The sequence below is a fragment of the Kitasatospora sp. NPDC004272 genome (assembly GCF_053603035.1).
Genome location: NZ_JBSGET010000021.1, coordinates 58,962 through 78,025, shown reverse-complemented (window position 1 = coordinate 78,025; position 19,064 = coordinate 58,962). Strand labels below are relative to the sequence as shown.

The 19,064-nt window shown below is 76.4% G+C and carries 17 protein-coding genes; 12 read left to right on the top strand and 5 right to left on the bottom strand.

The window, feature by feature from the left end:
* The first annotated feature begins 126 nt into the window (after positions 1-126).
* The 5 genes from ACWEO5_RS09795 (at position 127) to ACWEO5_RS09775 (ending at position 6,174) form a co-directional block, all read left to right on the top strand.
* Complete coding sequence (locus ACWEO5_RS09795) at positions 127-1,515, top strand: M48 family metalloprotease (RefSeq protein ID WP_452161805.1); 1,389 nt, start codon at positions 127-129, stop codon at positions 1,513-1,515.
* Positions 1,516-1,595: 80 nt separating this feature from the next.
* Positions 1,596-2,261 carry a class I SAM-dependent methyltransferase gene (locus ACWEO5_RS09790; RefSeq protein WP_452161803.1) on the top strand — a complete coding sequence of 222 codons (666 nt, stop codon included), beginning with the start codon at positions 1,596-1,598 and terminating at the stop codon, positions 2,259-2,261.
* A gap of 245 nt (positions 2,262-2,506) precedes the next feature.
* Positions 2,507-3,982, top strand: a complete 1,476-nt coding sequence (locus tag ACWEO5_RS09785) for a hypothetical protein (protein WP_452161801.1) — start codon at positions 2,507-2,509, stop codon at positions 3,980-3,982.
* 7 nt (positions 3,983-3,989) lie between these two features.
* Positions 3,990-5,027, top strand: coding sequence for an N-acetylmuramoyl-L-alanine amidase (locus ACWEO5_RS09780; protein WP_452161799.1), 1,038 nt, complete (start codon positions 3,990-3,992; stop codon positions 5,025-5,027).
* A gap of 214 nt (positions 5,028-5,241) precedes the next feature.
* Entirely contained in the window at positions 5,242-6,174 is a 933-nt protein-coding gene (locus ACWEO5_RS09775; RefSeq protein WP_452161797.1) for a hypothetical protein, read from the top strand.
* A 318-nt stretch (positions 6,175-6,492) separates the two neighbouring features.
* Here the strand turns inward: ACWEO5_RS09775 and ACWEO5_RS09770 are convergent, their stop codons facing one another.
* The 3 genes from ACWEO5_RS09770 to ACWEO5_RS09760 all read right to left on the bottom strand — a co-directional run bounded on the left by ACWEO5_RS09770 (position 6,493) and on the right by ACWEO5_RS09760 (position 9,688).
* The gene (locus tag ACWEO5_RS09770; RefSeq protein ID WP_344556470.1) at positions 6,493-7,572 is read right to left on the bottom strand and encodes a prenyltransferase/squalene oxidase repeat-containing protein; all 1,080 of its coding nucleotides are present in this window, start codon (positions 7,570-7,572) and stop codon (positions 6,493-6,495) included.
* Positions 7,569-8,303 carry a class I SAM-dependent methyltransferase gene (locus tag ACWEO5_RS09765; RefSeq protein WP_344556468.1) on the bottom strand — a complete coding sequence of 245 codons (735 nt, stop codon included), beginning with the start codon at positions 8,301-8,303 and terminating at the stop codon, positions 7,569-7,571. The genes ACWEO5_RS09770 and ACWEO5_RS09765 overlap by 4 nt, the downstream gene beginning before the upstream one ends.
* A gap of 65 nt (positions 8,304-8,368) precedes the next feature.
* Positions 8,369-9,688, bottom strand: a complete 1,320-nt coding sequence (locus ACWEO5_RS09760; protein WP_452161794.1) for a glycosyltransferase family 4 protein — start codon at positions 9,686-9,688, stop codon at positions 8,369-8,371.
* 242 nt (positions 9,689-9,930) lie between these two features.
* Here ACWEO5_RS09760 and ACWEO5_RS09755 point away from each other — a divergent pair, with 242 nt between their 5' ends.
* From ACWEO5_RS09755 to ACWEO5_RS09725, 7 genes are all read left to right on the top strand, one after another.
* Positions 9,931-10,596 carry a TetR family transcriptional regulator gene (locus ACWEO5_RS09755; protein ID WP_452161792.1) on the top strand — a complete coding sequence of 222 codons (666 nt, stop codon included), beginning with the start codon at positions 9,931-9,933 and terminating at the stop codon, positions 10,594-10,596.
* Between the two features lie 242 nt (positions 10,597-10,838).
* Complete coding sequence (locus tag ACWEO5_RS09750; RefSeq protein WP_452161790.1) at positions 10,839-12,296, top strand: prenyltransferase/squalene oxidase repeat-containing protein; 1,458 nt, start codon at positions 10,839-10,841, stop codon at positions 12,294-12,296.
* Positions 12,293-12,976 carry an SCO2322 family protein gene (locus ACWEO5_RS09745; RefSeq protein WP_452161788.1) on the top strand — a complete coding sequence of 228 codons (684 nt, stop codon included), beginning with the start codon at positions 12,293-12,295 and terminating at the stop codon, positions 12,974-12,976. The genes ACWEO5_RS09750 and ACWEO5_RS09745 overlap by 4 nt, the downstream gene beginning before the upstream one ends.
* A 2-nt stretch (positions 12,977-12,978) precedes the next feature.
* The gene (locus tag ACWEO5_RS09740) at positions 12,979-14,133 is read left to right on the top strand and encodes an energy-coupling factor transporter transmembrane component T (protein ID WP_452161786.1); all 1,155 of its coding nucleotides are present in this window, start codon (positions 12,979-12,981) and stop codon (positions 14,131-14,133) included.
* Between the two features lie 58 nt (positions 14,134-14,191).
* Entirely contained in the window at positions 14,192-15,808 is a 1,617-nt protein-coding gene (locus ACWEO5_RS09735; protein WP_452161784.1) for an ABC transporter ATP-binding protein, read from the top strand.
* Positions 15,805-16,008: a hypothetical protein gene (locus ACWEO5_RS09730; protein ID WP_452161782.1), complete on the top strand. Its 204-nt coding sequence runs from the start codon at positions 15,805-15,807 to the stop codon at positions 16,006-16,008. Before ACWEO5_RS09735 ends, ACWEO5_RS09730 begins: the two co-directional genes overlap by 4 nt.
* Entirely contained in the window at positions 16,005-16,838 is an 834-nt protein-coding gene (locus ACWEO5_RS09725; protein WP_452161780.1) for an ECF transporter S component, read from the top strand. Before ACWEO5_RS09730 ends, ACWEO5_RS09725 begins: the two co-directional genes overlap by 4 nt.
* Before the next feature lie 44 nt (positions 16,839-16,882).
* On the opposite strand, the gene ACWEO5_RS09720 is transcribed toward ACWEO5_RS09725, so the two are convergent.
* Positions 16,883-18,175: a VanZ family protein gene (locus tag ACWEO5_RS09720; protein ID WP_452161778.1), complete on the bottom strand. Its 1,293-nt coding sequence runs from the start codon at positions 18,173-18,175 to the stop codon at positions 16,883-16,885.
* 81 nt (positions 18,176-18,256) lie between these two features.
* Positions 18,257-18,727 (bottom strand): hypothetical protein, encoded by a 471-nt coding sequence (locus ACWEO5_RS09715; protein ID WP_452161777.1) that lies wholly within the window; start codon positions 18,725-18,727, stop codon positions 18,257-18,259.
* Positions 18,728-19,064: the final 337 nt, after the last annotated feature.

The following is a 19,064-nucleotide window of genomic DNA, read 5'->3' as shown; positions in this document are numbered from 1 at the left end:
CGGTGGCCGGCTGGAACGCGTTCCACCGGGCGCCGACCCTGTATAGCGCATCCACCGCGCCCGGCGGGCGGTCCGGGCACGAACCCGCTTCCCCGCGGCCCGTCGGCTGTGACAGGATCCGCCGCCGTGTCCACTGCCGAAACCCCGGCCGCCGCGGCCGCCGCCGCCCCGGCCACCGCCGTCCCCGCCCGGGTCCCCCGGGCCGCCCCGAGCGCCGAGCGCTGTCCCCGGTGCGGTGCGCCGGTGGCCCCGCAGGAGCGCTTCCCGACCTGGTGCCCGTCCTGCGAGTGGAACCTGCTGCCGCCCGCGCCGTCCCTCGACGGCCTGCCGCCGCGGGCCCGGCGCCGGGCCGAGCGGGCGGAGCGGCGCGAGGAGAAGCGCCGGCAGGAGGCCCGGGCCCGCGCCGAGCAGGTGTTCCGGCTGGTCGCGGAGGGCGGGTCCGACCTGCGGCACGGCGCGTCGGTGGGTGCGTTCCTGCTCGCCGGGCTGGTGCACCTGGTGTCGCTGGCGGTGCTGCTGGCCGGGGTGCTGCTGGTCGCGGGGTGGCCGCTGGGCAGCTGGCCGGGCCGGGTGCTGGGCGTGATCGCGCTGGCGGTGGCGTTCCTGCTGCGGCCGCGGCTGGGCCGCCCGGCGCGTTCGGGGGTGCTGACCAGGGAGGCCGCGCCGACGCTGTACGGGCTGGTCGACCTGGTCTCGGCGGAGCTGGGTGCGCCGAAGGTGGAGTCGATCGTGGTGACCTCCGCGTTCAACGCCTCCTTCGGCGTCCACGGGCTGCGCCGCCACCGGCAGTTGGAGATCGGCCTGCCCCTGTGGACGGTGCTCACCCGGCAGCAGCGGGTCGCGCTGCTCGGGCACGAGATCGGGCACTGCGTGAACGGGGACTCCCGGCGCGGCGTGTGGACGGGTTCGGCCGTCAACGCGCTGAGCGAGTGGCACGCGCTCACCGCCCCGTCGCGGGACAACGAGACGAACGCCAACCTCGTCGTCGCCCTCGCCTCCTCCGCCGCCAACCTGCTGCTGGGCGTGCTGCACCTCGGGGTGCGGGCGCTCACGGTGCTGATGCACCGCCTGCACCTGCGCAGCGGGCAGGCCGCCGAGCACCGGGCCGACCTGATGGCCGCGCGGCTGACGTCCCCGCGGGACGTGCAGGACGCGCTGCGGGCGCTGTTCAACGCGCACACGCTGGACGCGGTGCTGACCCGGCAGCGGGCCCTGCCCCGGGCCGGCGGCCGGGCGGCGCGGGCGGCCGCCGGCCCGGGCCCGGACCTGTGGGAGACGCTGGCGGAGGCCGTCCGGTCGGTCCCGCCGACCGAGGTGGAGCGCCGGGTGCGGCTGTCCGAGCGGGAGGTGTCCGCCACCGACTCCTCGCACCCGCCGACCTACCTGCGGCTGCGGCTGCTGGCCTCGGCCCCGCCGGCCGAACGCCCCCCGCTGGTGCTGGACGCCGGGCGGGCCGCCGCGATCGAGGCGGAGCTCGCCCCGAGCCGGGCCCGGATCGCCGCCGAACTGCTGTGACCGGGTCCGCCTCGCCGGTCGGCGTTCCTACCATCCAGTAGGGTCCTGGGCAGTCACCCCCGGCCCGGCAGGAGCGCCCGATGTCCGACCCCACCCCTTCCGCCCAGGTCCCGGACCCGCGGGTCCTGGAGTCGTTCCGGGCCGCCACCGGCTTCATGCCGGAGGACGAGGGCCTGGCCCTGTACGCGGCGGCCCTCGACGCGGCCGGCCGCACCGGCCTGCCGCTGCTGGAGATCGGCACGTACTGCGGGCGTTCGGCGGTCCTGCTGGCGGACGCGGCCCGCCGGACCGGGACGGTCGCGCTGACCGTCGACCACCACCGCGGCTCCGAGGAGCAGCAGCCCGGCTGGGAGTACCACGACCCGTCCCTGGTCGACCCGGAGGTCGGGCTGACGGACACCCTGCCGCGGTTCCGCCGCACCCTGCACGCGGCCGGCCTGGAGCCGTACGTGGTCGCGCTGGTCGGCCGCTCGCCGCAGGTCGCGGCGGTCTGGCGGGGCCCGCTGGCGCTGGTCTTCGTGGACGGCGGGCACACCGACGAGCACGCCACCGGCGACTACGAGGGCTGGGTGCCGCACCTGGCCGCGGACGGCCTGCTGGTGGTGCACGACGTGTTCCCCGACCCGGCGGACGGCGGCCAGGCCCCGTACCGGGTGTACCTGCGGGCGCTCGCCGAGGGCTTCGAGGAGGTCTCGGTGACGGGCTCGCTGCGGGTGCTGCGCCGCCCGGCCGCGGTGTCCGGCTGACCGTCCGCCGGGCCGCCGGGTTCCCGTCCCGGCCGGAAATTTCCCGGCCCGATCGGGAACGATCAACGCCGCTGCCGCGTCGTCCCCACCGCGACCCGTTGCCGGTCCGCCGTGACCGCTCCCGCCGTCGGCCGGTACGGTGTCGGCGGCAGACGACGAACGGCCCGCACGGGGAGCGGCCCGTGCGGCGCAGGGGCACCGGCCACCCGGTGCGGGACCGGTTCAGTTGGGGGCGAGGGCAGGGCATGACGGAACAGGGCAGTGCCGCGAGGGCGGTCTGGGACCCGACCGCGAACAACGGCGCGGGCGGCTGGGTCCGCCGCGCGGTGGCGGCCGACCCGGCCGCGGCGGGGCCGCCCACCACGGCGATCCCGCTGCCGCCGATCCCGTCCGGCCCGGTGGCCCCGGCCGCTCCGGTCCCTCCGCCGGCCGGCGGCCAGCAGCAGCCCTTCCCGCCCGGCCCGCCGCAGCAGCAGTCCGGCCCGCCCGGGCCCCCGCCGCAGCAGTCGGGTCCGCCGCAGGCCGGCCCGCCCCAGCAGCAGTCCGGCCCGCCGCAGACCTTCGGCGGCCCGCAGGGCTTCACCCCGCCGCCGACCGGCGGCCCGTCCTCCGGCGGCAATCAGACCTTCGGCGGCCAGCAGCAGTTCAACAACGGCCCGCAGCAGGCCCCGCAGCCGCAGGCGCCCCAGCCGCAGCCCCAGGGGTACGGCTACCCGCAGCCGCAGTCGCAGCCCCCGCAGCAGACCTTCGGCGGGAACCAGGCCTTCGGCGGCCCGCCGCCGGGCTTCGGCGGCCAGCAGCAGCCCTTCCCGCCCGGCCCGCCGCAGCAGCAGTCCGGCCCGCCGCAGACCTTCGGCGGCCCGCAGGGCTTCACGCCCCCGCCGACCGGGGGCCCGTCCTTCGGCGGCAACCAGACCTTCGGCGGCCAGCAGCAGTTCAACAACGGGCCGGGCGGCTACGGCGGTTACCAGGAGCCGGAGTTCGACTACGAGGAGGCCCCGCGCAGCCGCCGCACCCCGCTGCTGATCGGCGCGGCGGTGGCGCTGGTGCTGCTGATCGGCGGGGCCGTGGTGCTGGTGCTGCAGAACGGCGACTCGAAGGAGACCCCGTCCGCCAAGGGCTCGCCCGCCCCGACGGCGGCGCAGCCGAGCCCGGGCGGCGGGGCGGGCGACGGCAGCCAGGACGGTTCGCCCGCGGCGTCCGCCTCGGCGTCCCCGTCGGCCTCGGACTCGGCTTCGGCCTCGCCGTCGGCGGGTCCGGAGGCGGCGGCCCAGGCGAAGGCGCTGGACGCGCTGCTGTCCGAGGGCGAGAACGCGAAGGCCCCGATCGGCAACGCGGTGGCGAAGGTGCGCAGTTGCCCGGCGAAGGGCGAGGTGGACGGCGCCGCGCAGGTGTTCGACACCGGTGCCCAGCAGCGCGACGCGCTGCTGGGCCAGCTGGCCGGCCTGAAGACCGACAGCCTGCCGGGCGGCGACGAGGCGGTGGCCTCGCTGAAGTCGGCCTGGCAGACCTCGGCGGACATCGACCGGGCGTACGCGGCCTGGGCCCGCACCGTCTCGGAGAAGGGCTGCACCAACAACGTGGCGCCCGGCGGGGCCGACCTGGCCCGCGCCAACGACCTCAACCCGAAGGCCACCGCGGCGAAGCAGGACTTCGCCGCGAAGTGGAAGCCGATCGCCCAGACGTACGGGCTGACGCCCCGGACCGGGGACAGGATCTGAGGAACACGTGACAGGCCGTACCACCCCGCACCACGTCCGCCCCGAGGGCCCCGAGGGCCGGGAGCCGTACGCCGACCCGTACGCCGACCCGGTCCGGCGGGCGGGCCGCTGGCGGCCTGCCGCGAAGGCGGCGGCGGTGGTGCTGCCGGTGTGCCTGATCGGCTGGCTGGGCTGGCAGGCCGTCGCCAACAGCAGCCGGGACGTCTCCCCGCACGCGTCCGGCCCGCGCACGCCGAGCTTCGCCGAGGGCGACCGGGTGGACGGCGCGGAGGCGGACAGCGGCTCGCCGGCCGCGCCCGCCCAGGCCCCGGCGGCGGAGTCCGCCCAGGCGTCCCCGCCCCCCTCGGCGCCGGCCTCGCCGAGCGGGGGCCCCCGGCCGCTGGCCGGGCGGACCGTGCTGCTCGACCCGGGCCACAACGGCGGCAACGCCGAGCACGCCACCGAGATCAACCGCAAGGTCGACATCGGCAACAGCCGCAAGGAGTGCGACACCACCGGCACCGAGACCAACGCGGGCTACCCGGAGGCCGACTTCACCCTCGACGTGGTGCACCGGGCCCGGCAGATCCTGCAGGACCGGGGCGCGAAGGTGGTGCTGACCCAGGACGGCGACCGCCCCTGGGGCCCGTGCATCGACGAGCGCGCCCGGATCGGCAACGAGGCCGGGGCGGCCGCCGCGGTCTCGGTGCACGCGGACGGCGCGCCCTCCTCCGGGAACGGCTTCCACGTGATCATGCCCGCCCGGGTGGTGGCCGGACCGGCCGACACCTCGGCGATCGTCGACCCCTCGCACAAGCTGGGCCTGCTGCTGCGGGACGCCTTCAAGGCGGGCACCGGCGAGCCGTACTCCAGCTACATCGGTCAGCAGGGCCTCGACACCCGCAGCGACCTCGGCGGGCTCAACCTGTCGAAGGTACCGAAGGTGTTCATCGAATGCGGGAACATGCGCAACTCCGGGGACGCCCAGCGGATGTCCGATCCACAGTGGCGCCAGCGGGCCGCCCAGGCCCTGGCCGACGCGCTGACCAGCTATCTCACCGGGTGAGCCACCGCGTCCACCCCCCGCACCGCCCCGTCCCGCCCCCGCCCCACCCCGATTCCCGGCACTCCCCTTCCGTACCGATTCGGTGCGGATCCGGAGGGTGCCGTGCACGCGGCGTCGCCTTGGCTCTAGGCTTTTGCCCCGTCGTACCGACCCGGTACCACGGGGGCCCGGTCAACCGCCGCCGACCACGACTACACCAATGAGGGGAACGCCAGTGAACTCGCGCGCTCTCACCAGGGGAGACGCCGCCGTCGCCGGTGCGGCCGTACTGCTCCTGATTTCATCCTTCCTCGCCTACCGCAGCGCGGACTGCGGTTCGTACTGCGGGAAGGACAGTTCGTTCAACGTCTGGAAGTCGGACCTCTTCCCGACCCTCCAGTCGGTCTACCTGCTCGGCATCATCGGTGCCGTGCTGATCGTGGTCGGTTCGCTCCAGAAGGCCACCCTCGGCAACAAGGAGTTCGTCGGACTGCGCCTCGACCAGTGGGGCAGCGCCGCGATCGTGATCGCCCTGTGGGGCATGCTGTGGTCCTTCGGCGGCTGGAGCAGCACCGGCATCAACTACGGTGCGGGCGCCTGGCTCGGCCTGGTCTCGCTGCTGGTGATGGCGGGCGTCGTGGTCGCGGGCAAGGCGCTGCCGGCCCTCAAGCTCCCGCTGTCCTCGGGCGCCCCGGCCGCCGGCCAGCAGTACCCGGCGTACGGCGGCCAGCCGCAGCAGGGCGTTCCCGGTGCCTACGGCTACCCGGGCGCCCAGCAGCAGCAGCCCTTCCCCGGCCAGCAGGCCGGTCAGCCGCAGGTCCAGCAGCAGCCGACCCCGGGCGGCTACGGCTTCCCGCAGGCCGCCCAGGCCGCTCCGGCGCCGTCCCCGGCCGCCGCGGCGGTCGCCCCGCTGCCCACCGCGGTGCAGCCGGCCGTCCAGGACCAGGCCCCGGCGCAGTCCGGTGCCCCGTTCTCCCCGTTCTGGTTCGCCGTCCCGGCGGTCCGCCAGCTCGCCAACAAGGACAACCCGGCCGCCCCGGCGGTCGGCGAGCTCGTCCCCGGCACCTGGTACCTGGCCGTCGACCAGCGCGGCGCGGCCCTGGTCGCCCAGCTCCCGGACGGCACCCACGGCCTGCTGAACGACACCAACGGCATCCAGCGCGGCTGACGCCCGTCACCCCCGCGCCTTGACCGGGGCGCGGAACGGACGCGACGAAAGGCCCGCCCGGCGAGGGAACTCCCCTCCCGGGCGGGCCTTTCCGCGTGCCGCGCGGCACCGGGCGGGCCGACGCCGGAACGCCTGGCGGCCCGACGCCGCAGCGCCTAGTGCCGCGTCAGGCAACCTTTGCCGGGAAGGAGCGGCGGCCGGTGCGTGCTGTCGGCGTGCCGGCCGGAAGCCCTCGTACTGGACGTACTCGGGTTTTCGGCCGGTGCGGCGAGAGTGCGTGCCGGGCGTCGCGACGGGCGAAGGTTGCCTGACGCGGCACTAGCAGCAGTCGTTGACCGCCAGTCCGCCCGGCAGCTGCTCGCCGCCGAAGACGCTGACCGTCGCGTGGTCGCCGCCGAGGGCGGCGACGGCGAGCAGCAGGGCGCCGGCGGTCCAGGTGGTGCGTTCCTCGGGCCAGACCGCGTGGTCCTCGTAGACGTAGCCGGTCCAGTAGGAGCCGTCGTCGTGGCGGAGGTGCTGGATCCAGCGGAGGATCTCGACGGCCCGGTCGGACTGTCCGGCGGCCCACAGGGCGAGGGCGAGTTCGGCGCTCTCGCCGCCGGTGACCCAGGGCCGGTCGCTGACGCAGCGGACGCCGAGGCCGGGGACGACGAAGCGGTCCCAGTCGGCGGCGAGCCGGCGGTCGGCGTCCGCGCCGCGCAGGGCGGTGCCGAGGACGGGGTAGTACCAGTCCATGGAGTAGCGGTCCTTGTCGAGGAACCGCTCGGGGTGGCGGGCGATGGCGTGCTGGAGGCGTCCGGCGGCGATCTCCCAGTCGGGTTGCGGCCGGTCGAGGTGGTCGGCGACGGCGAGTCCGCAGCGCAGCGCGTGCAGGATCGAGCAGGAGCCGGTGAGCAGCGCGTCGGTGGCGGCGGTGCCGTCCTCGTCCTGGCGCCAGGCGATCGCGCCGCCGGGGAGGCTGAGCCGGACGGTGTGGTCGAGGGCGCGGCTGACGGTGGGCCAGATCCGTTCCAGGAAGCGGTCGTCGCCGGTGGACAGGTGGTGGTGCCAGGCGCCGACGGCGGCGTACGCGCAGAAGTTGGTCTCGCGGGCGAGGTCGGTGGCGGTGCCGTCGGCGGTGCCGGGCTGCCCGTAGGCGTAGGCGGCGTACCAGGAGCCGTCGGGGTTCTGCCGGTCGGCGAGCCAGCGGTAGGCGGCTTCGGCGGCGGCGTGCTCCCCGGCGGTGTCGAGGGCCATCGCGGCCTCGGTGTGGTCCCAGGGGTCGAGGTGGCCGCCGTGGAACCAGGGGATCGCGCCGTCGGGCTGCTGGTGGGCGAGGATCGAGCGGACGGTGTCGGCGGCCTGCCCGGCGTCCAGGACGCCGTCGAGCAGCAGGGCGGCGGGGACGGCGGCCGTCACGCGTCGGCCTTGCGGGGCTTGCTGGCGTAGACCACGAAGGACTTGCCGAGGACGGGGTTGAGGGCCTTCTCGGCGGCCTTGGTGAGGGTGGAGATGACGGGGGTGCCGACGATGTCCCAGACCAGCAGCTGGTGGTAGGCGCGCACCGGCAGCGCCTTGTCGTTGTCGACGCCGACCGCGCACTTGATCCACCAGTAGGGGGCGTGCAGGGCGTGCGCGTGGTGGGTGCCGTACGGGGTGAGCCCGGCGTCGCGGACCTTCCGGACGAGTTCGTCGCCCTTGTAGATCCGGATGTGGCCGCCCTCGACCTCGTGGTACTCGTCGGACAGCGCCCAGCAGATCTTCTCGGGCAGGTAGCGCGGCACGGTGACGGCGAGCAGGCCGCCGGGCTTGAGGACCCGGACCATCTCGGCGAGCACGCCCTCGTCGTCGGGGATGTGCTCCATCACCTCGGAGATGATGATCTTGTCGAAGGTCGCGTCGTCGAAGGGCAGGTTCAGCGCGTCGCCCTCCATCGCGGTGGCGCTGGCCCCGGCGGGGGCCTCGCCGGCCTGCTCCATGGCGGCGAACCACTTGCGGACCTCGGCGATCTCCTCGGCGTTCCGGTCGAGGGCGACCACGTCGGCGCCGCGCCGGTAGCACTCGAACGCGTGCCGGCCGCCGCCGCAGCCCAGGTCGAGCACCCGGTCGCCGGGGGCGAGCGGGAAGCGGGAGAAGTCGACGGTCAGCACTGCGGGGCTCCCATTCGCGGAGGGGGTGTTTCTTCGGAGTTGACGGCCGGTCACCCGGCGCGGCGTCAGCCGACGTAGCGCCAGCCGGGGCCGGAGCGGGCGGCGGCACCGGTGCCGGTGGCGATCGCGGCCCGGTAGCGCTCGACGGTGAGTTCGGCGGCCCGGGCCCAGGTGAACCGGGCCAGCACCCGCGCGCGCCCGGCGGCGCCGAGCCGTTCGCGCAGCGCGGGGTCGTCCAGCAGCCGGCCGAGCGCGGCGGCCAGCGCGCCCGCGTCGCCGGGCGGCACCGCGAGGCAGGTCTCGCCGTCGGGCCCGGCGACCTCGGGGATGGCGCCGCCGGTGGTGGCGACCAGCGGGGTGGCGGTGGCCATCGCCTCGGCGGCGGGCAGCGAGAAGCCCTCGTACAGCGAGGGGACGCAGGCGGCCTCGGCGGAGCGGTACAGGTCGACCAGTTCGGCGTCGCTCAGGCCGGTGCGGAACTCGATGTGCCCCTCCAGGCCGAAGCGGCGCACCGCCTCGGCGACCGGCCCGTCCTCCTTCTGCGGCTTGCCGACCACCACCAGGTGGGCGTCCCGCTCGGTGCGGACCTTGGCGAGCGCCTCGACCAGGTGCACCAGGCCCTTGAGCGGGACGTCGGCGCTGGAGGTGGTGACGATCCGGCCGGGGACCCGGGCGACCGCGGCGGAGGGCGACCACAGCCGGGTGTCGGCGCCGATCGGAACGACCGAGACGGCGCCGGGCGCGGTGCCCAGCTGCTCGGCGATCTCGGCCTTCGAGCTCTCCGAGACGGTGATGACGTGCGCCAGCCGGGCGGCGACCCGGCGCTGCATCCGGGTGAAGGCGTACCAGCGGCGCTTGCCGAGCCGCTCCAGCCGGGTGCGGGCCGCGTCGATCTCCAGCCGCCGGTCCACGGTGACCGGGTGGTGGACGGTGGTGACCAGCGGGAAGCCGTGCCGGGCCAGGCCGAGCAGGCCGTACCCGAGGGTCTGGTTGTCGTGCACGACGTCGTAGCGGCCCCGGTGCCGGGCCAGGTGGGCGCGGGCGCGCAGCGAGAAGGTCAGCGGTTCGGGGAAGCCGCCGGTGCGCATCACCGCGTACTCCAGCAGGTCCACCGGGCCGCGGAACTCGGCGGCGGCGGGGGTGCGGAACGGGTCGTCGGCGCGGTACAGGTCGAGGCCGGGCAGTTCGACCAGCCGGACGCCGCCGGGGCCGTCGACCTCGTCGAGCACCGGGTACGGCTGGGCGCCGATCACGTCGACGCGGTGGCCGAGCCGGGCCAGTTCGCGCGACAGGTGGCGCACGTACACGCCCTGGCCGCCGCAGAACGGGTCGCCGCGGTACGACAGCAGGGCGATCCGCAACGACGGCGGCGACACAGCGGTCATCCCCAGTCCCCATTCCTCGCTACTCACCGGGACCGGCGACGGAGAAGGCCGCCGACCGGTAAAGTAGATCACGTTTCACAGCGGTGCGGACTCGTCGTTGGAGAAAGTGAACAACGAGGGACCTCGAAGATTACCGGCCCGTAGCTTTCCGTCAGGAGCCCCGGCGGGTGATTCGCACCACGCCGCGCCGCCGCGCCCGGCGCACCGCCGCCACACCTCCCGCAGCCGTTCCTGGAGTGCACGTGACCGCCACCGCCGCCGCCGGGCCGCTGACGCCGCGCCAGGCCGAGCGCCGCCGGGGCATCCTGCGCTCGGCCACCGCGCTGGCCGCCCGGGGCGGGTACGAGGCGGTGCAGATGCGCGAGGTCGCGGAGGGCGCGCGGGTCGCGCTCGGCACCCTGTACCGGTACTTCCCGTCCAAGGTGCACCTGCTGGTCGCGGTGATGCACGAGCAGCTGGAGCGCCTGCACGAGCAGGTCCGGCGCCGCCCGCCGACCGGCGCGGACCCGGCGGCCCGGGTCGCCGAGGCGCTCACCGCCGCCTTCCACGCGCTGCAGCGCGAACCCCGGCTGGCCGAGGCCATGGTGCGGGCGCTGTCCTTCGCGGACCGCTCGGTGGGCTCCGAGGTGGACGGGGTCGCCCAGCTCACCGGCGCCATCGTGCTGACCGCCACCCGGCTGCCCGGCCCGCCCACCGCCGAGCAGCAGGCGGCGCTGCGGGTGGTGGTCCACACCTGGCACGCCGCCCTGCTGGCGTGGCTGTCCGGACGGGCCTCGCTGGCCGAGGTCCGGGCCGACCTGCACACCGCCGCCCGGCTGCTGTCCCCCGCCCCCGCGGCGCCCGCCGACCGGCCGGAACTGCAACCCGTTCCACCACCTGCCTCCGGGGCGGCCGCGGCCGCGGGCTAGAGTCATTGGTCGCGGGACCGGCTCCGGCCCCCCGCGACAACTTCACATCCGCCTCCGAGGCCGGGGGAAGCCGGTGCGATTCCGGCACTGACCCGCAACCGTGAGCCGCCCCCGCACCGCCGGGGCGCGGCGCAGTCGGACTGCCCGGCCGGAGGCGAGCGGCCCTCATCCGTCGTGGGTCTACGGGCGAAACCGGGGGGTGCCCCGGCCCGCTGCGACCGCTCACCGAAAGGCTTCACCCCATGCTGACCGCTGCCCGCCTGGGCGCCGCCGCGCTCGCCGGCGCCCTGCTCGCCGGCACCGCCGCCGCGCCCGCGCTCGCCGACACCGCCACGCCCTCCCCCTCGGCGTCCGCCCCGTCCGCCTCGTCCTCCTCGGCCTCCCCCACCCCGGCCACCGGCGTGCCCGCCGGGCTGTACGGCAAGGGCGACCCGCAGTACGACGGGGTGTGGCGGCAGTCGCTCGCCCTGGTCGCGCTCCAGCAGGAGAAGGTCGAGCCCGCCGAGGCCGCCGTGCAGTGGCTGCTCGGCCAGCAGTGCGAGGACGGCGGCTGGCCCTCCTACCGGGCCGAGGGCGCCCCGTGCACCCCCGCCACCGAGGACACCAACGCCACCTCGATGGCGGTCCAGGCGCTCACCGCGCTCGGCGGCCACCAGCAGCCGGTCACCCGGGGCACCGACTGGCTGCGCGGCCACCAGAACCCGGACGGCAGCTGGGCCTACAACCCGGGCGCGCCCGGCGACGCCAACTCCACCGCCGTGGTGCTGAACGGCCTGCTCGCGGCCGGCCTCGACCCGGCGCAGGTCGCCGTCGGCGGCCGCTCCGGCTGGGACGGCCTGGCCTCCTTCCAGCTCGACTGCACCACCCCCGCCGACCAGCGCGGCGCCTTCCTCTACCAGCCCGCCGCGGGCGTCCCGGCCGCCGCCGACACCATCGCCTCCGCGCAGGCCCTGCTCGCCGCGGCCGGCGGCCACCTCCCGGTCGACACCACCGACCGCAAGGACGCCCCGCCGAAGGCCCTCGCCTGCGACGGCGGCCAGGGCGCCGGGCCGGTCGCGCACGCCGACTCCGCCGAGGCCGACGCCGCCTGGCTGACCGCCCGGCTCGCCGCCGACGGCCAGCACCTGACCGCCAAGACCCCCGGCGCGGACACCCCCACCCCCGCCTACGACTCCACCGCCTGGACCGTCCTCGGCCTGGTCGCCGCCGGCCACCCCGCCGAGGCCGCCAGCGCGGCCGACTGGCTGGCCGGCAACGCCTACTCCTGGGCCGCCCAGGGCCCGACCGGCACCAACCCGGCCGCCACCGCCACCCTGGTGCTGACCGCCCGCGCCGCCAAGCTCGACCCGTACAACTTCGGCGGCGCCAACCTGGTCCAGCTGCTGGTCGACTCCGGCCCCAAGCCGAAGAGCGGACCGGTCGCCGGCGACCCGCAGGCCACCCGCGCCCCCGGCGCGGCGATCACCGAGCCCGACGAGAACAGCGGCTTCTCGGCCGGCTGGCTGATCGGCGTCGGCCTCCTGGTCGGCGTCGGCGCGGGCCTGCTGCTCAGCCTCAACCGCCGCCGCCAGAAGGCGACTTCCGGCCCCGACAGCACCCCGGCCACCGACGCCGGGACCGGCTCGGGCTCCGACTCCGGCTCCGGCTCCGACAGCGACTCCGGCACCGGCTCCGACGACCAGCCGGAGCGGACCCGATGACCGGCCGCACCACCCCCCTCGCCGCCCGCCGCTCCGGAGCGCTCCCCCTCCTGCTCGCCCTGCTCGCCGGGTGCGCGGCGCTCCTCGGCCCGGCCGCCGGTTCCTCCGCCGCCGCCGAGTACCGGTACTGGTCGTTCTGGAAGGGCGGCGCCGACGGCTGGTCCTACCAGCAGGTCGGCCCGGCCGGGAACGTTCCGGCGGACGGGGCGGTGGACGGCTGGCGGTTCGTGCTGAGCCAGGACGGCGGCCAGGACACGCCGCGCCCCTCCGCGGCCCCCGACTTCGCCGCGATCTGCGGGGGCACCGCGCCCGCCGACGGCCGCAAGCGGGTCGCGGTGGTGCTGGACTCCGGCAGCGCGGCGGACGCCCCGAAGGGCGAGCAGCCGCCCGCCGTCCGGTCGGCCTGCGCCTCGGTGCCGTCCGCGGCGAACTCCGCCGAGGTGCTGGCCGCGGTCGCCGCGCCGCTGCGCTACGACTCGGGCGCGATGCTGTGCGCGATCTCCGGCTACCCGCGCGCGGGGTGCGGCGAGCAGGCCGCGGCGGGCGCGGACTCCTCGGCCGCCGGCGGTGGTCCGGGCGGTGACGGCGGCCCGAGCGTGGGCCTGTTCGCCGGGGTCGGCGCGGTGCTGCTGCTGGGTGCGGGCGCGGTCTGGCAGGCCCGTCGCCGCCGCACCCGCTGAGCATGTCGACCTCCCGCCGGGCCGCCGACCCCGCACCCCCGCAAGGGCGTTCGGCGGTCCGTCCGGCGGCCGCGCACAGCCGGGCGCTCGCCCGGCAGCTGCACCCGGGGGCGTGGTGGCTGTGGTCGCTGGGCCTGGCCGCAGCGGCCAGCCGGACCACCAATCCGGTGCTCCTGCTGCTGATCCTGGCGGTGGCGGGCTACGTGGTCGCGGCCCGGCGCGGTGACGCCCCCTGGGCCCGCTCGTACGCGGCGTTCCTCCGGCTGGGCCTGCTGGTGCTGGCCGCCCGGATGGTGTTCGCGGTGCTGCTGGGCTCCCCCGTCGGCGGCACCCACGTGCTGTTCACGCTGCCCCAGGTCCCGCTGCCGGCCTGGGCGCAGGGCGTCCGGCTGGGCGGCGCGGTGACGCTGGAGGGGGTGCTGTTCGCGCTGTACGAGGGGCTGCGGCTGGCGGTGCTGCTGGCCTGCGTGGGCGCGGCGAACGCGCTGGCCTCGCCGTCGCGGCTGCTGCGCTCGCTGCCGGGCGCGCTGTACGAGGCGGGCGTGGCGGCGGTGGTGGCGCTGACCTTCGCGCCGAACCTGGTGGCGGACGTCCGGCGGCTGCGCGCGGCGCGCCGGCTGCGCGGGCGCTCCGACCGGGGGGTGCGGGCGGTGCTGTCGGTCGGACTGCCGGTGCTGGAGGGCGCGTTGGAGCGTTCGGTGGCGCTGGCGGCGGCGATGGACACCCGTGGTTTCGGCCGCACCGCCGTCGTCCCGCGCCGGGTGGTGCGCACCGCGGGGGCGCTGACCCTGGCAGGGCTGCTGGCGGTGTGCTCGGCGACGTACGGCCTGCTGACCGCGGGCAGCCACCCGTGGGCGCCGCCGGTGCTGCTGGCGGGCGCCGGCGCGGCCGGGGCGGGCCTGGTGCTGGGCGGCCGGCGCAGCGTCCGGACCCGCTACCGGCCCGACCCGTGGGCGCTGCCGGAGTGGCTGACGGCCGGCTCGGGCGCGCTGGTCGCGGCCGTGCTGATCTGGTACGCGGGCCGCTGGCCGGAGGCGCTCAGCCCGGGCGTCGTCCCGCCCACCGCGCCCGCCCTGCCGCTGCTGCCCGCGCTGGCCGTGCTGGTCGGCCTGCTGCCCGCCTTCGTCACCCCCGAGCCGCCCCGGAGCACCCGGTGACCGCCCGCTTGCCCGTCTCCCCTCCCCCGCCCGCGTCCGAGCCGCCCCGGAGCACCCGGTGATCACTTTCGAGCAGGTCGGCGTGCAGTACGCCGACGCGACCGAACCGGCCCTGTCCGGTGTCGAACTGACCATCCCCGAGGGCGAGTTGTGCCTACTGGTCGGCCCGTCCGGATCCGGCAAGTCGACGCTGCTGGGCACCGTCTGCGGCCTGGTGCCGCACTTCACCGGCGGCACCCTGACCGGCCGGGTCACGGTGGCCGGGCGGGACACCCGCACCCACCGGCCGCGCGACCTCGCGGACGTGGTCGGCACCGTCGGGCAGGACCCGGCCGCGCACTTCGTCACCGACACCGTCGAGGAGGAACTCGCCTACGGCATGGAGTCGATGGGCCTGGCCCCGGCCGTGATGCGCCGCCGGGTCGAGGAGACCCTCGACCTGCTGGGCCTGGCCGAGCTGCGCGGCCGCGCGCTGTCCTCGCTCTCCGGCGGGCAGCGCCAGCGGGTGGCGATCGGCTCGGTGCTGACCGTCCACCCGAAGGTGCTGGTGCTGGACGAGCCGACCTCGGCGCTCGACCCGGGCGCCGCCGAGGAGGTGCTGGCCGTCCTGCAGCGCCTGGTGCACGACCTGGGCACCACCGTGCTGCTGTCCGAGCACCGGTTGGAGCGGGTCGTCCAGTACGCCGACCAGGTCCTGCTGCTGCCCGGCCCCGGCGAGCCGCCGGTCCTGGGCGATCCGGCCGCGCTGATGGCCCGCTCGCCGGTCCGGCCGCCGGTGGTCGAACTCGGGCTGCTGGCGGGCTGGACGCCGCTGCCGCTCACCGTCCGCGACGCCCGCCGCCGGGCGGCCCCGCTGCGCGACCGACTGCCGCTCCCGGCACCGCAGTCGCCGCCCGCCCCGGCCGAGCCGATCGCCACCGCGAGCCGGCTGGTGGTCTCCCGGGGGCGCGTCCCGGCGCTGCGCGGCGTCGAACTCGCCCTCGCCCCGGGGCAGATCACCGCCCTGATGGGACGCAACGGCGCCGGGAAGTCCACCCTGCTCGGCACCCTGGTCGGCCTGCACGCCCCCGACTCCGGCAGCGTCCGGGTCAACGGCCTCGTCCCGCACAAGTCCCGCCCCAAGGACCTGATCCGCTCGGTCGGGCTCGTCCCGCAGGACCCGCGCGACCTGCTGTACGCGGAGACCGTCGCCGAGGAGTGCGCCGCCGCCGACCGGGACGCCGGGGCCGAACCCGGCACCTGCCGCGCCCTGTTGGCCGACCTGCTGCCCGGCGTCGCCGACGACCGCCACCCGCGCGACCTCTCCGAGGGCCAGCGGCTCACCCTCGCGCTGGCCGTCGTCCTGGCCGCCCGCCCGCCCGTCCTGCTGCTCGACGAACCCACCCGCGGCCTCGACTACGCCGCCAAGGCCCGCCTGGTCGCCGTGCTGCGCGGCCTCGCCGCCGCCGGCCACGCCGTCCTGCTCGCCACCCATGACATCGAACTCGCCGCCGAACTCGCCCACCGCACCGCCGTGCTGGCCGAGGGCGAGATCGTCGCCGACGGCCCCACCCCCGAAGTCGTGCTCGCCTCCCCGACCTTCGCCCCGCAGACCGCGAAGATCCTGCCGCCCTACCTGACCGTCCCCGAGGCGGCCGCCGCCCTGGCGACCCTCGCCGAGGAGCCGTCCCCGTGACCCCGCCCGCTCCCGCCCCCGCACCCGCCCCCGCTCCCGCTCCCGTCCGGGCACCCGCCCCCGTCCTCACCCGGCCCGTCCCGCTCGGGCCCGCCGGGTCGGCCGACGGCGGGACCACCGCCGACATCCCCACGCCCGGAGCCGTCCTCGCCACCGCCCCCTCCCACCTCGCCGCCCCCACCGGGAAGCCGTCGCCGTGAGCCCGTCCACCCCCGATCCCGCCCCCGCCCTCACCCGTCCCGTCCCGCTCGGGCGGCGCTCCCTGCTGTTCCTCTGCCTGGTCTCCGCGGTCGGTGTCGCCTCCTTCGGCTGGCCGCTGCTCGCCGCCCGCGAGTCCGACCTGGTCGGCCACTCCGCGGACGCGCCCTGGCTGTTCGCCCTGCTGATGCCGCTGCTGCTGGCGGTCCTGGTCGCGCAGCTCTCCGAGAACCGCGACGCCACCGGCGCCCCCGGCCTGGACGCCAAGGCCGTCGCCATGCTCGGCGTGCTCGCCGCGGCCGGTGCCGCGCTGCGGCCGCTCGGCGCGGGCACCGCCGGCCTGGAGCCGATGTTCTTCCTGATGGTGCTGGCCGGTCGCGCCCTCGGCCCGGGCTTCGGCTTCGTGCTGGGCGCGCTCACCATGTTCGCCTCCGCCCTGCTCACCGGCGGGGTCGGCCCCTGGCTGCCGTTCCAGATGCTCAGCATGGGCTGGGTCTGCCTCGGCGCCGGCCTGCTCCCGGGCGCCGCCCGCCTGCGCGGCCGCGCCGAACTGCTGATGCTCGCCGGCTACGGCGTCCTCGCCTCGGTCGGCTACGGCACCGTCATGAACCTCCAGGGCTGGCCCTACATCGGCGGCCTGGGCCTGTCGATCTCCTTCGTCCCCGGCGACCCGCTCCCCGCCAACCTGACCCGCTTCCTCCTCTACTGCCTCACCACCTCCCTCGGCTGGGACCTCTCCCGGGCCGCCCTCACCGCCGTCCTCTGCCTCGCCGTCGGCGGCCCCCTGCTGCGCACCCTGCGCCGCGCCACCCGCCGGGCCGCCTTCCGCTGAGGTCCGCCCGGAACCCGTCCTCCCGGCCCGAACGGCCGCCACCCTCAATCCTGGCGGGCCACCACCCGTCCGGTGACCGCGTCGACGAACCCGACCTTCCCCGCGGCCCCGCTCTCCGCCGCCCCGACCAGGTTGACCGCCCAGCACGGCCGCCACTGCCCGTCCACCTGCTTGGCCAGCAGGAACGCGCTGTCCGCCCGCGTCCCCGGCGCGGCCGCCGCCGCCCGCTCCTTCGCCGCCCCCTCCGCGACCACCGGACGCGGCAGTGGGGGATCGGCGTCCCACCGCGCGGCGGACGCCATCACCCGGCCGGAGGTGGAGACCGTGACGTCGACCCGCATCGGCATCAGGACGCCGTCCGCGTTGTAGCGGCGGTAGGTGACCACGTACGCGCCGCCCTCGCCCCCGGTGGGGGCCAGCGTGGGGGTGACGCCCGAGACCAGTTCGGCGAACCAGGCGGACGCGAAGTCGGTGCCCGCCTTCAGGACTTGCTCCCGGGTCAGCGGCCCGGGGTCGATCTTGTGGTCGGCGGCGGCGCTCATCAGCAGGTGCCGGCTCGGCCACGCCAGCTGGAACTCGCCGCCGTAGGTGCTGACCCTGAGCACCGGCTGGGACGAGCCCTCCGGGTCGGCCACCATCCCGAAGTAGTCGATCCGCGTGCCCGGGCCGAACAGCTCGGGGGCGATCTCGTTGACGGCCTCCGACTGCTGGTACGAGTCGCCCATACCCGGCCTCCCGCTGAAACCGGTCCCGTCCCGGTACAGCGGCACGTACAGCCACACCACGACCGCGACGGCCGTGAGACCGCTGCCGGCCGTGGTCAGGAAGTGCAGCCCGTCCCGGCGCACCGCCGACAGCTTGCGGCGCAGCAGCCACGCCCCCAGCACCCCGGTGACCGTGCCGATCAGCGCGCCGAGCGCGTTGTCGAGGAAGTCCGCGCTGTCGCAGGCCCGACCGGTCCCCAGCAGGGTCTGGGCCGCCTCGGTGGCGGCGGAGAGGACCGTGCAGGACGCGAGGACGGTCAGCGGTCGCCGCAGCGCCAGCACCCCGAAGAAGGCCAGCGGCACGTACAGGGCGACGTTCATCAGCCCCTGCGTGCCGGTGACGGTGACCCACACCCCGGAGCCGATCGTGCAACTCGGACGCCCCGAGGAGGAGCCGGTCGGGGTCAGCGTGGCCGCCAGCTCCCCGGCCAGCGACAGCCCGAGCAGCACCGCGGCGACCGGCGGCCACTCGCGGCGCCGGGCCTGCCAGTAGGCGGCGGCGCCGAACAGCAGGCCGAGCACGGCGAGGACGGGGAAGAGGTCGGGGACTGCGTGCAGAATCGCTTCGATCATCGGGCTTCCCGGATTCGGTGGTCGGCGGGGCGGGCCCGGGCCGACGGCCCGAACCCGCCCCGCCCGGTCGGCGGTTCAGCCTCAGCAGGGGTGATCCGGCGGGGTCAGGAACTCGCCCTGCCCGTCGACCTTCATCTTGCCGACGGCGCTGCAGTTCGCCGGCAGGGCGACGAAGCCCCAGCTGTAGCTGCGGGTCTCACCGGCGCTCTGGTAGAAGGCGCCCTCGTCCGGGTGGCTGTTGCCGCCCTCGTTGTAGAAGAACTGGAGGTGGATCTGGCCGCCCGAGTTCTTCTGGTACTGGATCGCCGTGAGCGCCGAGTACTGGCTGTGGCCGTACCGAATGCCGTTCTCGGACCAGAACGACAGGGTGCCGCTGCTCAGGTCCGTGTGGACGTAGGAGTCGCCGCCGGTCACGGTGCCGTCGTTGATCACCGCCGACACCCCGGCGCCCTCCGGCATCCGGCCCTCCGGTGCCGCCGGGGCCGCGTGGGCCCCGACGGTGCCCGCCAGCGGTGCGAGTGCGAGCACCGCGGTGATTGCGAGCCGTACCATCCTCCTACGCACCCCGCTCGCCGGGGTTGCGGTCTTCGCCATGATGTCCTCCCAGGTGCATCGGAATGGCGGGGAGGGGGGCTCCGCGTTGCCGCGCGGACCCCCCAGCCCTCGGACTTCCGGTCGGGCCGCCCCGCTCGGGTGCCGCCCGTCCGACCGGAAGCCTTCCGCACACCATCGAGCCGGACAAGGAACCCCGGGGGCGCCGATTCGTCCCGTTTCCTCCCGGAACGCCCGCCCGCCAACGTCACTCAGCGAAACGTTCCATCACTCCGAGCAGTGCCGATGCATCAGCCATCGCCGCCCGGCCACCACGCAGTGTCACAACACGTTTACG

Bases quoted from the DNA above. Each gene is read 5' to 3' on its own strand.
- ACWEO5_RS09785 (WP_452161801.1), top strand. From the start codon at position 2,507: ATGACGGAACAGGGCAGTGCCGCGAGGGCGGTCTGGGACCCGACCGCG.
- ACWEO5_RS09745 (WP_452161788.1), top strand. From the start codon at position 12,293: ATGACCGGCCGCACCACCCCCCTCGCCGCCCGCCGCTCCGGAGCGCTC.
- ACWEO5_RS09740 (WP_452161786.1), top strand. From the start codon at position 12,979: ATGTCGACCTCCCGCCGGGCCGCCGACCCCGCACCCCCGCAAGGGCGT.
- ACWEO5_RS09760 (WP_452161794.1), bottom strand. From the start codon at position 9,688: ATGACCGCTGTGTCGCCGCCGTCGTTGCGGATCGCCCTGCTGTCGTAC.
- ACWEO5_RS09715 (WP_452161777.1), bottom strand. From the start codon at position 18,727: ATGGTACGGCTCGCAATCACCGCGGTGCTCGCACTCGCACCGCTGGCG.
- ACWEO5_RS09720 (WP_452161778.1), bottom strand. From the start codon at position 18,175: ATGATCGAAGCGATTCTGCACGCAGTCCCCGACCTCTTCCCCGTCCTC.
- ACWEO5_RS09790 (WP_452161803.1), top strand. From the start codon at position 1,596: ATGTCCGACCCCACCCCTTCCGCCCAGGTCCCGGACCCGCGGGTCCTG.
- ACWEO5_RS09750 (WP_452161790.1), top strand. From the start codon at position 10,839: ATGCTGACCGCTGCCCGCCTGGGCGCCGCCGCGCTCGCCGGCGCCCTG.